The organism is Nocardioides sp. YIM 152315 (genome assembly GCF_029210375.1).
Classification (GTDB): domain Bacteria; phylum Actinomycetota; class Actinomycetes; order Propionibacteriales; family Nocardioidaceae; genus Nocardioides.
Map to the genome: position 1 here is coordinate 29,702 of NZ_JARGER010000008.1, position 17,566 is coordinate 47,267.

General features: G+C 71.9%; 22 protein-coding genes. 13 read left to right on the top strand and 9 right to left on the bottom strand.

The window, feature by feature from the left end:
- Positions 1-68 precede the first annotated feature (68 nt).
- Positions 69-803, bottom strand: coding sequence for a cache domain-containing protein (locus tag PZ894_RS01270; RefSeq protein WP_275741663.1), 735 nt, complete (start codon positions 801-803; stop codon positions 69-71).
- Positions 781-1,563, bottom strand: a complete 783-nt coding sequence (locus PZ894_RS01275) for a GntR family transcriptional regulator (protein WP_275741665.1) — start codon at positions 1,561-1,563, stop codon at positions 781-783. Before PZ894_RS01275 ends, PZ894_RS01270 begins: the two co-directional genes overlap by 23 nt.
- Before the next feature lie 177 nt (positions 1,564-1,740).
- On the opposite strand from PZ894_RS01275, the gene PZ894_RS01280 reads away from it, so the two are divergent.
- The 5 genes from PZ894_RS01280 to PZ894_RS01300 are packed head-to-tail and all read left to right on the top strand — an operon-like array spanning position 1,741 to position 7,523.
- Complete coding sequence (locus tag PZ894_RS01280) at positions 1,741-3,135, top strand: (Fe-S)-binding protein (protein WP_275741667.1); 1,395 nt, start codon at positions 1,741-1,743, stop codon at positions 3,133-3,135.
- Positions 3,132-4,643, top strand: a complete 1,512-nt coding sequence (locus tag PZ894_RS01285; protein ID WP_275741669.1) for an FAD-binding oxidoreductase — start codon at positions 3,132-3,134, stop codon at positions 4,641-4,643. The genes PZ894_RS01280 and PZ894_RS01285 overlap by 4 nt, the downstream gene beginning before the upstream one ends.
- Positions 4,640-4,933 (top strand): hypothetical protein, encoded by a 294-nt coding sequence (locus tag PZ894_RS01290; RefSeq protein ID WP_275741671.1) that lies wholly within the window; start codon positions 4,640-4,642, stop codon positions 4,931-4,933. Before PZ894_RS01285 ends, PZ894_RS01290 begins: the two co-directional genes overlap by 4 nt.
- On the top strand, positions 4,930-6,477 hold the full coding sequence (locus tag PZ894_RS01295) for an amino acid permease (protein WP_275741673.1): 1,548 nt from the start codon (positions 4,930-4,932) through the stop codon (positions 6,475-6,477). The genes PZ894_RS01290 and PZ894_RS01295 overlap by 4 nt, the downstream gene beginning before the upstream one ends.
- On the top strand, positions 6,474-7,523 hold the full coding sequence (locus PZ894_RS01300; RefSeq protein WP_275741675.1) for an LLM class flavin-dependent oxidoreductase: 1,050 nt from the start codon (positions 6,474-6,476) through the stop codon (positions 7,521-7,523). The genes PZ894_RS01295 and PZ894_RS01300 overlap by 4 nt, the downstream gene beginning before the upstream one ends.
- On the opposite strand, the gene deoD is transcribed toward PZ894_RS01300, so the two are convergent.
- Complete coding sequence (gene deoD, locus PZ894_RS01305; RefSeq protein WP_275741677.1) at positions 7,516-8,235, bottom strand: purine-nucleoside phosphorylase; 720 nt, start codon at positions 8,233-8,235, stop codon at positions 7,516-7,518. The two genes, PZ894_RS01300 and deoD, sit on opposite strands and share 8 nt — an antisense overlap.
- A gap of 25 nt (positions 8,236-8,260) precedes the next feature.
- On the opposite strand from deoD, the gene nudC reads away from it, so the two are divergent.
- Positions 8,261-9,172, top strand: a complete 912-nt coding sequence (gene nudC, locus PZ894_RS01310) for an NAD(+) diphosphatase (protein ID WP_275741678.1) — start codon at positions 8,261-8,263, stop codon at positions 9,170-9,172.
- A 36-nt stretch (positions 9,173-9,208) separates the two neighbouring features.
- Here nudC and PZ894_RS01315 read toward each other — a convergent pair whose 3' ends face one another.
- Complete coding sequence (locus tag PZ894_RS01315) at positions 9,209-9,460, bottom strand: mycoredoxin (protein ID WP_275741680.1); 252 nt, start codon at positions 9,458-9,460, stop codon at positions 9,209-9,211.
- Positions 9,461-9,538: 78 nt separating this feature from the next.
- Here PZ894_RS01315 and PZ894_RS01320 point away from each other — a divergent pair, with 78 nt between their 5' ends.
- From PZ894_RS01320 to PZ894_RS01330, 3 genes are all read left to right on the top strand, one after another.
- Positions 9,539-11,563, top strand: a complete 2,025-nt coding sequence (locus PZ894_RS01320; RefSeq protein ID WP_275741851.1) for an ATP-dependent DNA helicase UvrD2 — start codon at positions 9,539-9,541, stop codon at positions 11,561-11,563.
- 210 nt (positions 11,564-11,773) lie between these two features.
- On the top strand, positions 11,774-12,004 hold the full coding sequence (locus PZ894_RS01325) for a hypothetical protein (protein WP_275741682.1): 231 nt from the start codon (positions 11,774-11,776) through the stop codon (positions 12,002-12,004).
- A gap of 133 nt (positions 12,005-12,137) precedes the next feature.
- Positions 12,138-12,476 carry a WhiB family transcriptional regulator gene (locus PZ894_RS01330; protein WP_275741684.1) on the top strand — a complete coding sequence of 113 codons (339 nt, stop codon included), beginning with the start codon at positions 12,138-12,140 and terminating at the stop codon, positions 12,474-12,476.
- Positions 12,477-12,528: 52 nt separating this feature from the next.
- Here the strand turns inward: PZ894_RS01330 and PZ894_RS01335 are convergent, their stop codons facing one another.
- On the bottom strand, positions 12,529-12,717 hold the full coding sequence (locus PZ894_RS01335) for a hypothetical protein (protein WP_275741686.1): 189 nt from the start codon (positions 12,715-12,717) through the stop codon (positions 12,529-12,531).
- Between the two features lie 29 nt (positions 12,718-12,746).
- Between PZ894_RS01335 and PZ894_RS01340 the strand changes: the two genes are divergently transcribed.
- Complete coding sequence (locus tag PZ894_RS01340; protein WP_275741688.1) at positions 12,747-12,953, top strand: hypothetical protein; 207 nt, start codon at positions 12,747-12,749, stop codon at positions 12,951-12,953.
- A 103-nt stretch (positions 12,954-13,056) separates the two neighbouring features.
- Here PZ894_RS01340 and PZ894_RS01345 read toward each other — a convergent pair whose 3' ends face one another.
- Together PZ894_RS01345 and PZ894_RS01350 are read right to left on the bottom strand one after the other, a co-directional pair.
- Positions 13,057-13,359 (bottom strand): VOC family protein, encoded by a 303-nt coding sequence (locus PZ894_RS01345; protein WP_345799128.1) that lies wholly within the window; start codon positions 13,357-13,359, stop codon positions 13,057-13,059.
- Entirely contained in the window at positions 13,298-13,714 is a 417-nt protein-coding gene (locus PZ894_RS01350; protein ID WP_275741691.1) for a VOC family protein, read from the bottom strand. The genes PZ894_RS01345 and PZ894_RS01350 overlap by 62 nt, the downstream gene beginning before the upstream one ends.
- A gap of 22 nt (positions 13,715-13,736) precedes the next feature.
- Between PZ894_RS01350 and PZ894_RS01355 the strand changes: the two genes are divergently transcribed.
- Positions 13,737-13,901, top strand: a complete 165-nt coding sequence (locus PZ894_RS01355; protein WP_275741693.1) for a hypothetical protein — start codon at positions 13,737-13,739, stop codon at positions 13,899-13,901.
- A 43-nt stretch (positions 13,902-13,944) separates the two neighbouring features.
- Here the strand turns inward: PZ894_RS01355 and PZ894_RS01360 are convergent, their stop codons facing one another.
- Both PZ894_RS01360 and PZ894_RS01365 read right to left on the bottom strand, forming a co-directional pair.
- Positions 13,945-14,694 carry a hypothetical protein gene (locus PZ894_RS01360; RefSeq protein WP_275741695.1) on the bottom strand — a complete coding sequence of 250 codons (750 nt, stop codon included), beginning with the start codon at positions 14,692-14,694 and terminating at the stop codon, positions 13,945-13,947.
- Between the two features lie 159 nt (positions 14,695-14,853).
- Positions 14,854-15,012 (bottom strand): DUF5679 domain-containing protein, encoded by a 159-nt coding sequence (locus PZ894_RS01365; protein WP_165821076.1) that lies wholly within the window; start codon positions 15,010-15,012, stop codon positions 14,854-14,856.
- A 212-nt stretch (positions 15,013-15,224) separates the two neighbouring features.
- On the opposite strand from PZ894_RS01365, the gene PZ894_RS01370 reads away from it, so the two are divergent.
- On the top strand, positions 15,225-16,019 hold the full coding sequence (locus PZ894_RS01370) for an enoyl-CoA hydratase/isomerase family protein (protein ID WP_275741699.1): 795 nt from the start codon (positions 15,225-15,227) through the stop codon (positions 16,017-16,019).
- Positions 16,020-16,367: 348 nt separating this feature from the next.
- The gene (locus PZ894_RS01375) at positions 16,368-17,408 is read left to right on the top strand and encodes a PHP domain-containing protein (RefSeq protein ID WP_275741701.1); all 1,041 of its coding nucleotides are present in this window, start codon (positions 16,368-16,370) and stop codon (positions 17,406-17,408) included.
- Positions 17,409-17,566 lie beyond the last annotated feature (158 nt).

Below are 17,566 nucleotides of genomic sequence, written 5' to 3' on the forward strand. Positions count from 1 at the left end.
CGGCGATCACCGGGTTTCGAGACGCGTCGCTCGGTCCGTCGCTGCGCTCCGGTCCGAGCCGACGCTCCTCAACCTTCGCCGCTGGTCGCTGCCCTCGCAGGCTCGGGCAGCGGCGGCTCGATGAGCTCCCAGGGCAGCCGGGAGAGGCGTACGCCGGCCCGGCGCCGCTGCTGGGGCAGGAGGCAGCCGGTGATCCAGCGGCTCGAGGTCGACACCACGACGCGGCCCTCGTCGTTGGCGAGGATCGCGTCGCTGCCGCCGAGCCCGCGCAGCACCATCGTCTCGAAGCCGGTGATCGGCACGTCGGCGCCGGCGACGCCGAGGAAGCGGCCCGCGACCTCGATCGGCATGGTCAGCGTCAGCAGGTAGCGATCGGTGCCGTGCACGTCGACGTAGGGGCCGACGACGTGGCGGGCGCGGGTCCGCCGCGGGACGGCGAACCAGTCGGCCGCCGTGTAGTCGTAGAAGCCGATGCTGTCGGGGTGGAGGTCGACCTCGAGGGGCACGGGTGCGTCCCTGCCCGGCGGCCGCTGCCACCACTCCAGGCGCAGCGGGTGACCGGGCAGCGTGCCGGGCTCGAGGATGATGCCGAGGCCCACCGCGAGCTGGTCGGCGGCCTCCAGGAGCTCGACGAAGGCCGGCGCGAGACCGCTGACGTCCGCGTCGTCGAACGGGCGCCCCGTGTCGACGGCGGCGGCATGACGGTCGAGGGTGAGTCGCCGTACCTCCGCGACCGTCGCGAAGACACCCTCGGCCGCGGCGCAGATCACCGTGGCCGGGTCAGCGGCGTGGGTGGTGGTCATCCGGTCCTCCCTCCCGGTCGCGCGACCGGGTCGTGGCGATGTGCTCCTCGATGAGCCGCCGGGTGTCCCCGTCGACCTGCTCCTCGGTCAGCCGCCGGGCCAGATCGCCGTCGTGGCGGGCGACGGCCTCGACGACGGCCGCGCGCTCGCCCGCGACGGCCGCCGCCGAGCGGTCGGGCTGCAGCCGCCACATCACCTGGGCCAGGTCGCCCTGGATCTCGATCTCGAGCCGGGTGAGCCGGGCCGACTGCGCCGCGGCGGCCATCTCGATGTAGAAGCGGCCCTCGAGCCGGTGCAGCTCGGTGGCGTCGCGGGCGCCCGACATCCGGGAGACCAGGTCGCGCAGCCTGGCCAGCTCCGTCGGCGAGGCCCGCTCGGCCGCCTTGTGCGCGGCGGACCCGGCCACCATCGCGTGCATGTCCCCGATCTCGCGCAGGTCGCTCACGCCCACCTCGGCGAGCCGGTCGTGGGAGAGGCGCGCCAGTGCCGCCGGCGACATCCGCACGAAGCTCCCGCCACCGCGACCGCGCCGGGTCTCCACGAGCCCGCGGGAACGCAGGTCGGCCAGGGCGTCGCGCAGGGTGAGCGTCGAGACGTTGAGCGTCGCCGCGAGCTGCGACTCGGAGGGCAACTGCTCACCGTCCTCGATGAGCCCGAGGGCGATCGCACTGCCGAGCCGGCGAGCGACCGCCTCGCTCCGGCCACCCCCCTCGAGCGGGGTGAGGAGCGCGTCGCGCGCGTCACCCGACAGCAGTCGCACCGCGCCTCCTCCCGTCGAGCCGCCCAACCGCGGCCCGCGGCCCGATCGTATGTCCGGACCACCCCCGATTCCGGGGTTGTCAGTAAACATTCAGTCCCATAGGTTTATCCACCAGCTGAGGTGACCTGACTCACATCTGACTCACATCTGACTCGCACCGAGAGGCGGGAGCTGCCGATGACGCAGACGGACAGGGGAGAGGGAGGCGGCGCCGACGCACTGTCGTCGCCGTTCACGCCGGGGATGCGTGACAACCCCGCGGAGCTCGGGGAGTACGTCGACGGGATCGTCGGCCGGCCGCTGCCCGTGGTCGACGGGGCGCCGGTCGGGGACCCGGGGCCGAGCCCCGAGCAGGAGTTCGCCACGGAGTGGCGCAACGCGGCGTACAACTGCTTCTCGTCGGGCCACAAGTTCTGCCGCGAGGTCTGTCCGGTCATGCAGGTGACCCGCAACGAGTCGTGGACGCCGACCGCCTTCCACGCCAACGTGGTCGCGATGGAGAAGGGCGACCTCTCGGTCGAGGACGTCGCCGCGGACTACGTGAACTGCACCCAGTGCGGAGCCTGCGAGCTGCGCTGCCCCAACACGCTCTTCACCGGCGACTTCTACCGCTTCCGCACCCGCACCGTCGACGTGGTCAAGGCCGTGCGCGCCCTCGCCGTCGACCAGGGCGTCCACCAGGAGGGCTGGCGCACCTGGAACGCCCGCACCGACGAGCGCACCCACGAGCCGGTGCTCGGCGACACCCCGGTCAGCCAGGAGCACGTGCGTGACTGGAGCGAGGGTCTCGACCTGCCGCTCGGCGGCGAGACCGTGCTCTTCGTCGACTGCGAGGCCGCGTTCTACCGCACGTCGGTGCCCCGCGCGGTCGCGCAGATCCTCCGGCTGGCGGACTACGACTTCGGGCTGATGGGCGAGCAGTGGTGCTGCGGCGGGCCCGCGGCCGAGATGGGCTACGTCGACCAGGCCAAGCGGTTCGCACGACACAACCTCGACAACTGGCGCTCGACCGGCACGAAGCGCGTGCTGGTGCTCGACCCGCACGACTACATCTCGTTCACCGAGGACTACCCGCGCTACTTCGGCGACGAGTACGCCGACATCGAGGTCGTGCTGGTCGTCGAGCTCTTCGCCCAGCTGATCCGGGAGGGCCGGCTCACCCCGTCGGTCCCCGTGGAGCGCACGATCACCTACCACGACCCCTGTCGGCTCAACAAGCGCAAGGGCATCTGGAAGGAGCCGCGCGAGATCCTCCGCGCGATCCCGGGCCTGACCTTCAACGACGTCGACCGGGTCACCCAGTGGTCCTACTGCTCCGGGGGAGGGGGCGGGCTGCCCGTCGAGAAGCCCGAGCTCACCGCCGCGATCTCCGAGCGTCGGTTGGAGAAGGCGGCCGCGCTCGAGGTCGACACCCTGGTCAGCGCGTGCCCCTGGTCGGAGCGGCCGCTCTCCGAGGCTGGAGCGGGACAGGACATCGACGTGGTCGACATCCACGAGCTGCTGGCGCAGAGCCTCGGCGTCGAGGTCGGGGGCACCACGCGGGGCCCGTCGACGGGGGAGGGTGCGGCGTGACCCTCCAGGCCGAGCGCGTCGACGAGGTCGTGGCCGCGCTGCGCTCCGTGCTCGCCGACGACCAGATCCTGACCTCGAAGGCCGACCGCTTCAACCGGGCCCGTGTCCCCGCGCCGTTCCCGGTGCACCGGTGGGCCGAGCGGCTCCCCGACCTGGCGGTGCTGCCCACCAGCACCGCGCAGGTCTCCGGCGTGCTGCGCATCGCCAACGAGCTGCGGATCCCGGTCGTGCCGCGGGACGGCGGCACCGGACTCACCGACGGCGCGGTGCCATTGCGCGGGGGGATCGTGCTCGACGTCAAGCGGATGAACCAGGTCAAGGAGCTCGATCTCGACAACCGCACTGTCACGGTCGGCACCGGCATCAACATGCTCAAGCTCAACGAGGAGCTCGCGCCGCACGGACTGTTCTATCCCGACGACCCCGCGTCGTACCCCTGCTCCCTGGTCGGCGGCCGCATCGGCACCAGCGGGTGGTCGCTGATCGGCTCGCGCTACGGCCACACCCGCGACCTGGTGCTGAGCTTCGACCACGTGCTGCCGACCGGGGAGGTGCTGCACGTCGGTGACGGCATCGGCCACAAGATCAGCAAGTCCTCGAGCGGCTACCAGCTCAAGCACCTGTTCATGGGCCACCAGGGCACGCTGGGCGTCGCCACCGAGGCCACGCTCAAGCTCTACCCCAAGCCGGAGGCGGAGCTCTCGCCGTTCTGGGCCTTCGACGACTACGACGACGCCTACCGGTGCGTCGGCGCGCTTGCCCGGGCGGGCGTCGCCACGTTCGCCGGTGCCGTGCTCTTCGACGAGTGGAAGGTGGCCTACCTCCGTCGCGACGACGAGGCCTACATCCCCCAGCCCGGCGACGTGCGCGCCCTGGTCTGCGCCGTGATGTACGGCTACGAGGACGAGGTACGGCCGGCCGGCCGGAGGCTCTTCCGGATCGCGAAGGAGCACGGCGCCCGCTACCTGGGCGACGAGATCTCCGAGGGCGACTGGGCCGCGCGCCACGACCGCTACGCCACCCCGCTGCACGGCCGCACCAAGGACGGCCAGGTGGTGCCGATGAGCTGGCACTGCGAGGACGCGGCGATCAACTACACCCACCTCCCGGCCGTCTCGAAGGCGTGGCACGAGATCGTCGCCGACCTGCGTCGCAAGACCGACGTGTTCGACGACTGGGGCATGTTCGCCTACACCTCGGCCGACACCGGCGTCGACTACCTCACCGAGATCGACGTCGGCATCTGGGAGCAGCAGCTCGACGACCGGGCGTGGGACCTGTGGGTCCGGGCCAAGCGCGACATCGCCGCGGTCGCCCTCGCCCACCGCGGCTCCATCAGCGCGTGCCACGGCTCGTGTCGGGCCGGTGAGGTCGACCTCGTCCCCGACGAGCTCGGCCGCGGATTCGACGTGATGCTCGACCTCAAGCGCACCCTCGACCCCCACAACATCATGAACCCCGGCAAGTACCTCCTCGACCGGGCCTTCGAGACAGGAGACCGGCCATGAACGCTGGGTCCGACGGCAGATCGATCGGCTACCGCTACGCCGAGCAGCACGACCCACCCGACCCGGTCCGGGTCTCGGACGTCGCGGTGACGACCTTCGAGCACGTCTTCGAGGTCGACCCGCGCCTGATGGAGCGGTGGGTGCTCCAGCAGCAGTTCCCCAACTGGGACAGCCTCCGCATCATGAACAGCCGGCACGACCACCTCGACTGGATGCACCGCCACTTCGCCCACAGGGTCGTCGTCGGCTCCGAGCTGCTGGCCGAGGTCGAGCAGGAGGGACGGGGATGAGCCACTCGCTCCGCGACGACCCCGGGTCGCACCACCACCACGAGCACGACGCGGACGCCGCCACGCTGGCATCACTGGGCTACACCTCCGAGTTCAAGCGGGAGATGAGCCCCTGGGCCAACTTCGCGCTGGGCTTCACCTACCTGTCGCCGGTGGTCGGCATCTACACGCTCTTCGCGGTCGGCCTGATCACCGGTGGGCCGGCGATGATCTGGTGGCTGGTCATCGTCGGCGTGGGCCAGCTGCTCGTCGCGCTGGTCTTCGGCGAGATCGTCTCCCAGTACCCCGTGGCCGGCGGGGTCTACCCGTGGGCCCGACGGCTCTGGGGTCGCAAGTGGGCGTGGATGACCGGATGGATCTACCTGGTCGCCCTGCTCACCACGATCGCGGGCGTGGTCTACGGGTCCGGGCCGTTCCTGGCCCAGCTGCTCGGCTTCACCGCCGGCACCCGCTCGACGATCACGTGCGCGCTGATCCTGCTCGCGGTGGCGCTGGTCATCAACCTCATGGGCACCCGCTGGCTGGCGATGGCGGCGATCATCGGCTTCAGCGCGGAGCTGCTCGGCGCACTCGCGGTCGGGGCGTGGCTGCTGCTGACCGAGCGGCACCAGAACCTGTCGGTCATCTTCGACACCGAGGGCGTGGTCGGCCACAGCGGCGGCTACCTCTCGGCGTTCCTCGCCGCCGCCCTCATCGGCATCTACCAGTACTACGGCTTCGAGGCGTGCGGCGACGTCGCCGAGGAGGTGCCGGACCCGACGCGCCAGATCCCGAAGGCGATGCGGATGACGATCTACGTCGGCGGCGCCGCGGCGATCTTCGTGTGCCTGTCACTCCTGCTCGCGGTCCAGGACTACGCCGCGGTCATCGACGGCACCGACGCCGACCCGGTCACCACGGTGCTGCACGACGCGTTCGGCGAGGGCGGCACGAAGGTCGTCCTCGCGGTCGTGATGATCTCGTTCCTCTCCTGCGCGCTCAGCCTGATGGCGGCGGCGAGCCGGTTGATGTACTCCTATGCCCGCGACGACATGATCTTCGGGTCGCGGCTCTTCCGGACGTTCCTGCCGCAACGCCACGTGCCGCCGTACGCGATGCTGGTGGCCGCGCTGGTGCCGGCGGTGATCGTGCTCGGCTCCGTGGCCTCGACGAAGGCGCTGACGTCGATCATCTCCTTCGCCACGCTGGGCATCTACCTCGGCTTCCACATGGTCACGATCGCCGCGCTGCGGGCGCGGCTGAGGGGCTGGGTGCCGCGCGGGAACTTCACGCTCGGCCGCTGGGGGCTGCTCGTCAACGTCGCGGCGGTGACCTACGGCGTGCTCGCGATGGTCAACATGGCGTGGCCGCGCACGCCCGACCTGCCGTGGTACGACAACTGGCTCGTCGCGCTCTCCGCAGCCGTGGGTGCGGGCATCGGTCTCGTCTACATGGTCGTCGTCCGGCCCTACGAGCGCAGCGATGCCATCTCGGGAGACGCGATCTCGGACGGTGGCCGGCAGTCGGCGACCGAACCACTCCATCGAGAAGGGTCGAACCCATGAGATTCAGCTACGCGATGCTCCCGGACTACCCGTTGAGTGAGTCCCTGGCATCGATCAAGAAGGCCGACGAGCTCGGATTCCACGCGGTGTACGCCGCCGACGAGACGTGGCACAAGGACCTGTGGCTGCTGTTCGCGGCGGCGGCCGCCTCGACGAGCCGCATCCGTCTCGGCCCGAGCATCTCGGGCGTGTGCCTGCGCGAGCCGACGCTGATCGCGCAGGCGGCGGCGACCCTCGACGAGCTGACCGGCGGCCGCGCGGAGGTGGCGGTCTCCAGCGGCAACTTCGGGCTGCTCGCGCAGTACAAGATCGACTGGGCGACGACGAAGCCGCTCTCCCGGGTCAAGGAGTCGGTGCAGGTGATCCGCACGCTGCTCGACGACGGCGTGATCACCTTCGACGGCGAGTTCTTCAAGTACGACGGGCTGTTCACGTTCGCGCGGCCGGTGCAGGATCACCTGCCGGTCAAGATGGGCGCGATGCGCGGCCCGAAGTCGTTCGAGGCCGCGGCCGAGTTCTCCGACGGCTGCCACCACGCGCTCAGCTACACCCGCGAGGCCTACGACTACATGATGGAGCACTGCGCCATCGGCGCGCAGCGGGCCGGCAAGGACGTCCAGGACCTCGACATGGGGTCGTGGGTGGTGTTCTCGGTCGCCGAGGACTCCGCGATCGCCAAGGACGCGGCCCGCAGCATGGTCGGCCTCTACGCCTCGTCGATGCCGGCGGAGCAGCTGCGCCGCAACGGCGTGGAGCCCGAGGAGGTCGCACCCGTCATCGCGGCCATCGGCGCCGGCGACATGGCGAAGGGCATCGAGCTGACCACCCCCGACCTCGCCGAGCGCCTCTCGATCGCGGGTACGCCGGAGGAGGTCACCGCCCGGATCAAGGACCAGATCGAGCCGTCTGGCGTCAACCACATGATCCTCGCGATCACCGACGCGGCCCTGGTCAAGGCGCTGATGGGCCGCGAGCTCGAGGGCGTGCCCGACATCAACTCCCAGCTGCAGCTGGTCCACGACCGGGTGATGCCGTCGTTCACCTGACCGTGCCGGCCCCCGCGCTCAGCGCGATCTCGACCATCGCGCCGAAGGTCCGCTCGCGCTCCTGCGACGTCGTCTCCTCGCCGGTGACGAGGTGGTCGCTGACCGTGCAGATGGCGAGCGCGCGGCGGTCGAACTTCGCGGCGAGCGTGTAGAGGGCGCTGGCCTCCATCTCGACCGCCAGCACGCCGTACTCGACCATCCGGGCGGCGTGCTCGGGTCGCGCCGGGTAGAAGGAGTCGCTGCTGTAGAGGAGCCCGACGTGCACGGCCTCGTCGAGGGCGGCCGCGGTGGCGGCGTCGTGGGCGGCGCGGAGCAGGCCGAAGTCGGCGACGGGTGCGTAGTCGAGGCCGTCGAAGCGGATCCGGTTCATCGACGAGTCGGTGCACGCGCCGGAGCCGATGACGATGTCGCGGACGGCGAGCCTCTCGGTCATCGCGCCGCAGGACCCCACCCGGATGACCGACTGCACGTCGTACTCGGTGAAGAGCTCGTTGGCGTAGATCGCCAGCGACGGCTGGCCCATGCCGGAGCCCTGCACCGAGACGCGGTGGCCGCGCCAGGTGCCGGTGTAGCCGTACATCCCACGCACCTCGGTGTAGCACCGGGCGTCCTCGAGGAACGTCTGCGCGATCCACTTCGCCCGCAGGGGATCCCCGGGCATGAGGACGAGGGGCGCGATGTCGCCGGCCTGGGCGCCGATGTGGGTGCTCACGGTGGTGGAGACTAGCGTCGCCGGCGTGACCTTCCAGCACGAGCGGCTCATCGCACACCCCCACGACCGGTCCGGGGTCCACCGGGCCGACGACGCGTGGCTGGCCGAGCACTGGGCCGACCCGGAGGCCCGGGTGCTGGTCGTCTCGGGGACCCGGATCAAGCCGGTCGACGGAGCGATCGAGTGGGTGTCGCCGGCCGACGCCCCGGACGGCCTGCGGGTGCTGCTCGGCGAGCACGACGGGCACACCTGGTTCGCGGTCATCGTGGACGCCGAGGTGTCGCGGGCGGAGCAGGGGTCGTGGACGCCCCTTCGCGGAGCGCTGCCGTTCCTGGCGGACGACGCGCTGGCGAGTGCGCCGCTGGTCTTCCACGCGCTCGGCCTGGCCGAGTGGCTGTGGGTGACGCGCTACTGCCCGCGCTGCGGCGAGCCCCTCAGCCCCCGGTCGGCCGGGCACGAGCTGGCCTGCGTCAACGAGCACGTGCAGTTCCCGCGCACCGACCCGGCCGTGATCATGGTCGTCACCTCGGGCGAGCCGGGCTCGGAGGACGAGCGCTGCCTCCTCGGCCGCGGGGCGACGTGGCCGGAGGGTCGCTACTCGACGCTGGCCGGCTTCTGCGAGCCGGGCGAGTCGCTCGAGGACGCCGTACGCCGCGAGGTCGCCGAGGAGACCGGCGTCCGGGTCGGCGAGGTCGAGTACTTCGGCAACCAGCCGTGGCCGCTCCCGGCCAGCCTGATGCTGGGCTTCGTCGGCCGCGCCGTCAGCACCGAGATCGAAGTCGACCACCACGAGCTCGAGGACGCGCGCTGGTTCACCCGCGCCGAGATGAAGGAGCTCGCCGAGGCCGGCACCATCCTGCTCCCGCGGCGAGGCGTCTCGATCAGCCGCTCGCTCGTGGAGCACTGGTACGGCGGGGAGCTCCCCGGCAGCTGGTGAGGCCCGGCTTGTCAGCCGAAGCGAACGGCGAGGACCTCAGCCCGCCAGCGCCGCGATCTTCTCCTTCACCTGCATCAGCGAGGGGTTCGTCTGAGCGGTGCCGTCGGGGTACACCAGCGTGGGAACGGTCTGGTTGCCGTCGTTGGCGGACTCGACGATCTGCGCCGCCGACGGGTCCTGCTCGATGTCGACCACGTCGTAGGCGATGCCCTCACGGTCGAGCTGGCTCTTCAGCCGGTGGCAGTAGCCGCACCAGGGGGTGGTGTACATGGTGAACGAGCTGCTCATCTGGGGCTGTCCCCTCCGACGTCTAGGGTGTGGTTCTCGCTCGATCCAACCATCGCCGCCGAGGAGTTGTTCCCGCAGATGCCCGACCTGCTCTCCGCCCTCGACCCCGAGCAGCGCCAGGTCGCCGAGGCGCTCCGCGGACCGGTGCGGGTGCTGGCGGGCGCGGGCACCGGCAAGACCCGGGCGATCACCCACCGGATCGCCCACGGGGTCGCGACCGGGGTCTACGCGCCGACCGAGGTGCTGGCCGTCACGTTCACGACCCGCGCCGCGGGTGAGATGCGCAGCCGGCTGCGCGTCCTGGGGGCCGGGGGTGTCCAGGCGCGCACGTTCCACTCCGCGGCCCTGCGTCAGCTGCGCTACTTCTGGCCGCGCGTGCAGGGCACCGAGCTGCCGACGCTGACCGAGTCCAAGATCGGCATGCTCGCCTCGGCCGCGCGCCGGCAGCGCCTGACCGCCGACCAGGCCCTGCTGCGCGACCTCGCCTCGGAGGTCGAGTGGGCGAAGGTCAGCAACGTCCAGCCCGACGACTACGCCCGCGTGGCCCGCGCCCGCGGCCGGGCGCTCGCCGGGCACGACCACGACACCGTGGCGCGCGTGTTCGCGTCGTACGAAGAGGTCAAGCGCGCGCAGGGCCGCATGGACATGGAGGACGTGCTGCTGCTGACCGCCGGACTCCTCGACGGCGACGAGCGGGTCGCCGCCCAGGTCCGTCGGCAGTACAAGTGGTTCGTCGTCGACGAGTTCCAGGACGTGTCGCCCCTGCAGTGGGCGCTGCTGCGGCTGTGGCTCGGCGGTCGCGACGAGCTCTGCGTCGTCGGCGATCCGGCGCAGACCATCTACTCGTTCGCGGGCGCCGATGCGCGCTACCTGCGCGACTTCCGCTCCGAGTACCCCGACGCCGCCTCGATCGAGCTGGTCCGCAACTACCGCTCCACCCCCGAGGTCGTCGACGCCGCCAACACCCTGCTCGCGGCGTCCTCGAGCCGCAGCGTCGAGCTGCGCGCCCAGCGGCCCTCCGGACCGGCCGTCTCCTACACCCCGCGCGCCGACGAGGTCGCCGAGGCCGACGCCGTGTCGGCCCAGGTCGGCCGACTCCGCGACGCCGGACGCTCTCTCGGCGAGGTCGCGGTGCTCTTCCGCATCAACGCCCAGTCCGAGGCCTTCGAGGAGGCGCTCGCGGCCCGCGGCATCCCGTACGTCGTGCGCGGCGCCGCCCGCTTCTTCGACCGTGCCGAGGTGCGCGAGGCGGTCACCCGGCTGCGCGGGGCCGCACGGTCGGGCGAGGCCGACGGCGACGGGCTCGTCGAGGCCGTGACCGGGATCCTCGCAGGCATGGGCTGGACCCCCGACGCCCCGACCAGCCGCGGCCAGACCCGCGACCGGTGGGAGTCGTGGCAGGCCCTGGTCGACCAGGCCACGGAGTTCGCGACCACTCCCGGCAGCGAGCTCAACGGGTTCGTCGACGACCTCGACCGCCGGGCGGCCGAGCAGCACGCGCCCGTCGCCGACGGCGTGACGCTCGCGACGTTCCACGCCGCCAAGGGCCTCGAGTGGGACTCGGTCTTCCTCTGCGGCCTGCAGGACGGCACCCTCCCGATCACCTACGCCGAGAGCCCGGCGGCGGTCGAGGAGGAGCGCCGGCTGCTCTACGTCGGCATGACCCGGGCCCGCGTCGACCTCTCGCTGTCGTGGTCGCTCGCCCGCAATCCCGGCGGCCGGGCCTCCCGCAAGCCGTCGCGCTTCCTCGACCCCCTGCTGCCGGAGTCCGCGCGCGCGGAGGCCGGGCAGCCGCGCAACCGCCGGGTGGCGCGCTGCCGCGAGTGCGGCCGCCCGCTCACCACGGGCGCCGAGAAGAAGGTCGGCCGCTGCGCCGACTGCCCGGCGTCGTACGACGAGGAGCTCTTCGAGCGGCTCCGCGCCTGGCGCAAGGAGCGCGCCGGCGAGGAGGGCAAGCCGGCGTTCGTGGTGTTCACCGACGCCACGCTCCAGCTGATCGCCGAGCACAAGCCGCGCAGCGCCGACGCGCTGCTGCGCATCAACGGCATCGGTCGGTCCAAGGTCGAGAAGTACGGCGACCAGGTGCTCGAGCTGGTCGGCTGAGCCGGTTCCGCGTGGGCTCCCGCGCCCTTGTCGATCGGCCTTCGACCGCCGATCCGGCGGCGCAAGAGACCGATGGCAGAAACTTTTCGGGAAATAGGCACTAAATCGTTTGCCCATTACACCGTCGACCCGATAGTTTCCTCTCACCAACCGCCGCGCACCACGGTCCTGGCACGACCGGCGCACGACTCACCGAAGGAGGTGGCCCTTGTGAACAGCACTCAGCTCCGGACGACGGCTCGGACCCCGTCTCGCTTCTGCGCGCCCATTTCCGGCCACGCCTTCGGCATCGCCGTGCCGGCGACCGACGCCCGCACCACGACCGTCGTCGTGCGCGAGCGCGCGGTCATCGCGGCCACCAAGGGCGGCGCCAAGGGAGACATGGGCCTTGCCCAGTCCTACTTCCCGGGGACCAGTGCCTGGAGACCACCGACCTGTTGACACCCAACAGCCATCGGCAGCCTCCAGGCCGCGGAACCCGAACCGGGATCCGCGGCCTTTCTGTTTCTCAGGGGACAGAGCCCTCGGACCGAACGCACCACCCACAGCGATCAGGTAACGAAGGAGGTGAAACATGACCATCAGTGAACTCGTCCGCACCGATGGGACTGCCGAGGTGAGGCTTCCCGAGCCGAGTCTGGGGCAGCTGCACGACGAGGCGCACCGCGTCGACGACGAGCTGCTTCCCTGCCGGGAGAACAACCCCGAGCTCTGGTTCGCCGAGTCGCCCAGCGACGTCGAGTACGCCAAGGCCCTCTGCTTGGACTGCCCGGTCCAGGCGCTGTGCCTCGACGGCGCGCTCGAGCGGCGTGAGCCCTGGGGCGTCTGGGGCGGCCAGCTCTTCCTGCAGGGCACGGTGATCCCGCGCAAGCGGCCCCGCGGCCGGCCCCGCAAGAACGAGGTCGCGGCCTAGCAGTACCCGTCCATCCATCCATCCGTCATCGATCCACCTTCAGACAACGACGTCAGAGGACACCGAGATGAACTTCAGCCATCAGGACCTGGCCCGAGCGCACGTATCCGCTCGGCTGGGAGAGGCGCAGCAGTGCCGGCAGGGCCAGCGTGTGGTCCGCGTGCTCACCTCCGGTCGCAAGGCCGAGCAGCTCGCTCAGCAGGCCCGTCTCGCCCTCGCCCGGTCGCTCTGAGCGAGCCACCGCAGAAAACGAAAGTCGAATCGACTCCGATGAACACTCACCAGCAGACCAACCCGAACGGACTCACCATCATGAATCTTCTCCACGAAAACCTGGCCCGCGCGCAAATGTCCGAGCGCCTGGGAGAGGCGCATCAGCTCCAGCTGGGCTACCGGCTGGCCCGTGCCCGTCGACTCAGCCGCAGGGCCGAGCAGGCGGCACAGCAGGCGCGTCTGGCCCTCGCCCGCGCGCTGTAGTGACGGTCCTGAGGACCAGCCGATCTCACCCTGATCGCGGGTGACCGAGACCGGGAGCCGGCTCCGACGACGTACGTCGGGGCCGGCTCCCGGCGATTTCGGGTCAGCCGAGATCGCGGTGCCGGAGCTGCGCGGGGGAGTTGCCGGCCACGCAGAAGACCTGTCCCGCAGGGTCGCGCAGGACGTGCCAGACCCCGGGGCCGGCGCCGAGATCGGCGGCACCGAGCCCGGCCAGGCGACGGACCTCCGCGGCGACGTCGTCGGTGCCGTGGTTGAGGTGCGCGCGCACCGCCCCGTCGGGCTCGTCGAGCAGCTGGAAGAGGAGCCGCAATGGCGAGTCGGCGTCATCGTGCCACTTGCCGGCGAACTCGTCGGCCGGCGAGTCGACCCAGCGGCCGGCGAGCAGGGCCCGCCGCCGCGGGACGGTGTGGCTGGGCGGGGACGACGCAGAAGGGGAGACCTCCGGGCGACCGCAGGGTCTGCCAGCGATCGTGGTCGGCGACCGGCAGGGCCCCGAGGGCGATCGACTCCGTCACGAACGAGGCCGGGTCGTCGGTCTCCACGTCGAGGTGCACGCGCGGCGAGCCGCCGATCTCCTGGAGATGGAGGTACGCCGTGCCCTCGGGTGGCTCGAGGCTGCGCAGCTCGGGACGCCCCGGCCGGGCCGCGCCGATCGGCCACCCGGTCACCGCGGCCCAGAACCGTGCGGCGTTCGCGTGTCGATCGGCAGGGAGGTCGATGACGGCGTGGAGTCGGACCATGTCACGAGGTTAGGTTGGAGCCATGACGTCGACGTGCGACTTCTGCGGCCGCGTCGAGACCGACGACGCGAAGACGCTGACGTGGACCACCGCGGTCGAGAACGGCCGCCGGCGCACCTTCTGCGACGAGTGCTCGCGCACCCACCTGCGTGCGATGGAGAGCAAGCTCGACAGCGAGTGGTGGTGAGCAGGACGCGCCAGCGGACTGCTCGATGGTGGTCGAGCCCCGGTCAGCCGGTCGCCAGCGCGTCCCAGGCGCAGCCGCACCAGGGGTGCCGGTGCCACGGCCGCGGGCGCGGCGCCAGCTCGAGGCCGAGGTCGACGGTGGCGGACCACGTGGTGGGGCGCTCGCCCGCGACGTAGGCCTGCACGTCGCGAACCGCCCAGGCGACGGCCAGCGCCGCGAGCGCGGCGTCGCCGGGCGTGGCGGGCACGCCGCCGAGCTGCTCGACGACGACCGCCCGGCGCGGGTCCTGCTCGGCGAGGTGGGCGTCCACGCACCGCTGGCACGCGGTCGCGCCCGGCACCACGAAGGGGCCGACCCGGTGGCCGGTCGCCCCGGCGCCGACCACGAGGTGGGTGCGACCCTCACGCAGGTGGTCGTCGACGAGGTCGCGGGGCGGCTCGCCCGCGGCCAGCACGAGGACGACATCGGCGTCGCCGGGGTCGTCGACGACCGCGGCCCGCTCGGCGGCGATCAGCCGGGCGGCCTCGGCGCACGGTGCCGCCGCGCCGACGAGGGCGACCCGGCCGGTCGCCCCCGTCGCGGGTCGGAGCATCCCGGCGGCGCGCAGGTCGCGCAGCAGCCGATGGCCGCTGCTCGCGGCCGGCGCCGGCCAGCGACCCGCGGCGAGGTCGGCCAGCACCCGTTGCACGTCGGGGTCGTCGGGGGCGACGACCCGCCACGGCGGATCGAGGCCGACCTGGAGGTGGCGGTCGTCGCGGCGTACGACGTGCAGGCCGTCGCGCAGGAGGTTCATGTCCTGCGGTCTACCCGGGATCCGGCCGGCGTGGCGCGTCATCCACAGACGGGTTGTCGAGGCGCGTCGCAGCCTGGGAGACGCGACGACGGCGCCGCCCCGGGATGACCCGGGGCGACGCCGTCGTGGAACTCGTGGGGCGCGACGCGCGAGTGCGCGTCAGGCCTTGCCGAGGATCCGGTTGAGGTTCGTGCCGCAGACCGGGCAGACGGCCTTGGCCATCTTGGTGCCCTTGTCGTTGACCTTGACCTCGCCCTCGGCCTCGCGCTTCTCCTTGCACTTCACGCAGTAGAACTCGCCGCTCCAGGTCTCCGCCATGACGGCCTCCTTGCCTAATTCATCTCTTCGGTCGTCGCGACGGGGCGAGGGGGAAGACCCGTCGGAGCCCGGCGGGGTGCCGCCGGGCCGTGTCCGACCCTACGACACGCGGGGCTGAGCGTGCTGCAGGCACACCGTGTGCCGTGTTCGTGGCGTCCGGCGCGGTGAGTCCGGTCACGGCGCTCCCGGAGCCCGCTGAGTACGTTGTCCGCATGCCCGAACTCACCCATCTGCGCCTCGAGCGCGCCCGCGACGGCGTCGTGCTGCTGACCCTCGACAACCCCGACCAGCGCAACGCGATGTCGGACGACATGACCTCGTCGTGGGTGGCCGCCATCGACGAGATCGCCGCCGACCGGTCGGTGCGCGCGGTCGTGGTCACCGGCGAGGGCACGGCGTTCTGCTCGGGCGGTGACACGTCGTGGATCGCCAGCGAGCCCGACGCCTCGGTCGACCACCTGCGCACCCGGATGATCGGGTTCTACCGCGCGTGGCTGTCGATCCGGCGGCTCGAGGTGCCGACGATCGCGGCGGTCAACGGCCCCGCCATCGGCGCGGGCCTGTGCCTGGCGCTGGCCTGCGACCTCCGGTACGCCGCGGCGGGCGCCCGTCTCGGCGCGCCGTTCGTGAAGCTGGGCATGCATCCCGGCATGGCGGCGACCTTCCTGCTCCCGAACGTCGTGGGGGAGGCGCACGCGCGGGACCTGCTGCTGACCGGGCGGGTCGTGGACGCCGACGAGGCGCTGCGTCTCGGGCTGGTCTCCCGGGTGATCGAGCCGGCGTCGTTCGTCGAGGAGGCCCTCGACGCCGCCGCGGCGATCGCCGCCGCGGCGCCGATCGCCACCAGGCTGACCACGCTCGCGCTGCGCGACGGCGGGCACGCCGACGCCGAGGCCTGCCTGCAGTGGGAGGCGATGGCCCAGCCGATCACGCTCGCGACCGCGGATCTCCAGGAGGGCATCCGGGCGGCCCGCGAGAAGCGCGCGCCGGTCTTCACCGGACGCTGACCCGCCCGAAACTTTCGGGCGGGTCGACGTAGAAGAGGCCCCCGCATCGCCAGCCCGACACTTGCCTTCCCCTTGCGAGTGTCGTTCGGCGGCCCGGGGGCCTCGTCTGGAGAGACGCTAGGAGGCGCCCGCGCCGCGGGTCAATGCAACCGGGCCACAGCCTGTGGACAACGCTGTGGACAAACCTGTGGACGGCGCCGACGGGCGGTGGACGAAGCCCCTCGGACGCGGGATGCGACTGTGGACGGGGCGCGGCGTACCGCCGGAGTCGGCGCGCTGACCAGCCACAATGGCTGTCCACCGGTTGTGGAGGAAAGAATCCCTGGATCGGGATCGGGAGGTGTCGGCGTGTCGTACGACGGTGGTCCGGTCGCCGCGCTGCGGCGGATCGCGTTCCTGCTGGAGCGTGGGCGCGAGGACACCTACAAGGTCAAGGCGTTCCGCGGCGCCGCTGCGGCGATCCTGCCGCTGCCGCACGCGCAGGTGGTCGCTGCGGTCGAGGAGGGGACGCTCACCAAGCTCCCCGGCGTCGGCGCGAGCTCGGCGAAGGTGATCGAGCAGGTGGTGCGCGGCGAGGTGCCGGAGCGGCTCGCCGCGCTCGAGGCGCAGCACGGCGGCCCGCTGACCAGCGGCGGACTCGACCTGCGGGCCGCGCTGCGCGGAGACCTGCACACCCACTCCGACTGGTCCGACGGCGGCTCGCCGATCGAGGAGATGGCCTTCACCGCGATCGAGCTCGGGCACGACTACCTGGTGCTCACCGACCACTCGCCCCGGCTCACCGTGGCGCGCGGGCTCAGCCCGGAGCGGCTGCGCCGCCAGCTCGGCGTCATCGAGGCGGTCAACGACCACCTGTCATCTGTGGGAGACAACGGCTTCACCCTGCTCAAGGGCATCGAGGTCGACATCCTCGACGACGGGTCGCTCGACCAGGAGGACGACCTGCTCGCCCGGCTCGACGTCCGCGTCGCCAGCGTGCACTCGAAGCTGAAGATGGACGCCGCCGCGATGACCCGGCGGATGATCGCCGCGGTGGAGCACCCGCGCACCAACGTGCTCGGCCACTGCACCGGTCGGCTGGTCACCGGCAACCGGGGCACCCGACCCGGCTCGCAGTTCGACGCGAAGGCCGTGTTCGAGGCCTGTGCGGCGAGCGGCACCGCGGTCGAGATCAACTCGCGCCCCGAGCGCCGCGACCCGCCGACGAAGCTGCTCGAGCTCGCCCGCGACCTCGGCTGCCTCTTCTCGATCGACAGCGACGCGCACGCGCCGGGGCAGCTCGACTTCCAGATCTACGGCTGCGAGCGGGCCGAGGAGGCCGGCATCGACCCCGACCGGGTCGTCAACACCTGGCCGAGGGAGCGCCTCCTGGCCTGGGCCAACGGCTAGTACCGCGACTGGTGACCCTTGCCCTGCGAGCGTCGTCCAGCGCGTGCTCTCGCAAGGCGCCGGAGCGAAGGCATACCGAACCGTCTTCCGAGCGACGGCAACGCAGCGAGAGTGCGTGATGGGCGGCGCGTAGCGGGCGAAGGTCGCCGGTCGAGGTA

What these genes read in the sequence shown, in the direction of transcription:
- PZ894_RS01270 (WP_275741663.1), bottom strand. Translation starts at nt 803, where the DNA reads ATGACCACCACCCACGCCGCTGACCCGGCCACGGTGATCTGCGCCGCG.
- PZ894_RS01280 (WP_275741667.1), top strand. Translation starts at nt 1,741, where the DNA reads ATGACGCAGACGGACAGGGGAGAGGGAGGCGGCGCCGACGCACTGTCG.
- PZ894_RS01290 (WP_275741671.1), top strand. Translation starts at nt 4,640, where the DNA reads ATGAACGCTGGGTCCGACGGCAGATCGATCGGCTACCGCTACGCCGAG.
- PZ894_RS01295 (WP_275741673.1), top strand. Translation starts at nt 4,930, where the DNA reads ATGAGCCACTCGCTCCGCGACGACCCCGGGTCGCACCACCACCACGAG.
- PZ894_RS01300 (WP_275741675.1), top strand. Translation starts at nt 6,474, where the DNA reads ATGAGATTCAGCTACGCGATGCTCCCGGACTACCCGTTGAGTGAGTCC.
- PZ894_RS01315 (WP_275741680.1), bottom strand. Translation starts at nt 9,460, where the DNA reads ATGAGCAGCTCGTTCACCATGTACACCACCCCCTGGTGCGGCTACTGC.
- PZ894_RS01320 (WP_275741851.1), top strand. Translation starts at nt 9,539, where the DNA reads ATGCCCGACCTGCTCTCCGCCCTCGACCCCGAGCAGCGCCAGGTCGCC.
- PZ894_RS01330 (WP_275741684.1), top strand. Translation starts at nt 12,138, where the DNA reads ATGACCATCAGTGAACTCGTCCGCACCGATGGGACTGCCGAGGTGAGG.
- PZ894_RS01340 (WP_275741688.1), top strand. Translation starts at nt 12,747, where the DNA reads ATGAACACTCACCAGCAGACCAACCCGAACGGACTCACCATCATGAAT.
- PZ894_RS01350 (WP_275741691.1), bottom strand. Translation starts at nt 13,714, where the DNA reads ATGGTCCGACTCCACGCCGTCATCGACCTCCCTGCCGATCGACACGCG.
- PZ894_RS01355 (WP_275741693.1), top strand. Translation starts at nt 13,737, where the DNA reads ATGACGTCGACGTGCGACTTCTGCGGCCGCGTCGAGACCGACGACGCG.
- PZ894_RS01360 (WP_275741695.1), bottom strand. Translation starts at nt 14,694, where the DNA reads ATGAACCTCCTGCGCGACGGCCTGCACGTCGTACGCCGCGACGACCGC.
- PZ894_RS01365 (WP_165821076.1), bottom strand. Translation starts at nt 15,012, where the DNA reads ATGGCGGAGACCTGGAGCGGCGAGTTCTACTGCGTGAAGTGCAAGGAG.
- PZ894_RS01370 (WP_275741699.1), top strand. Translation starts at nt 15,225, where the DNA reads ATGCCCGAACTCACCCATCTGCGCCTCGAGCGCGCCCGCGACGGCGTC.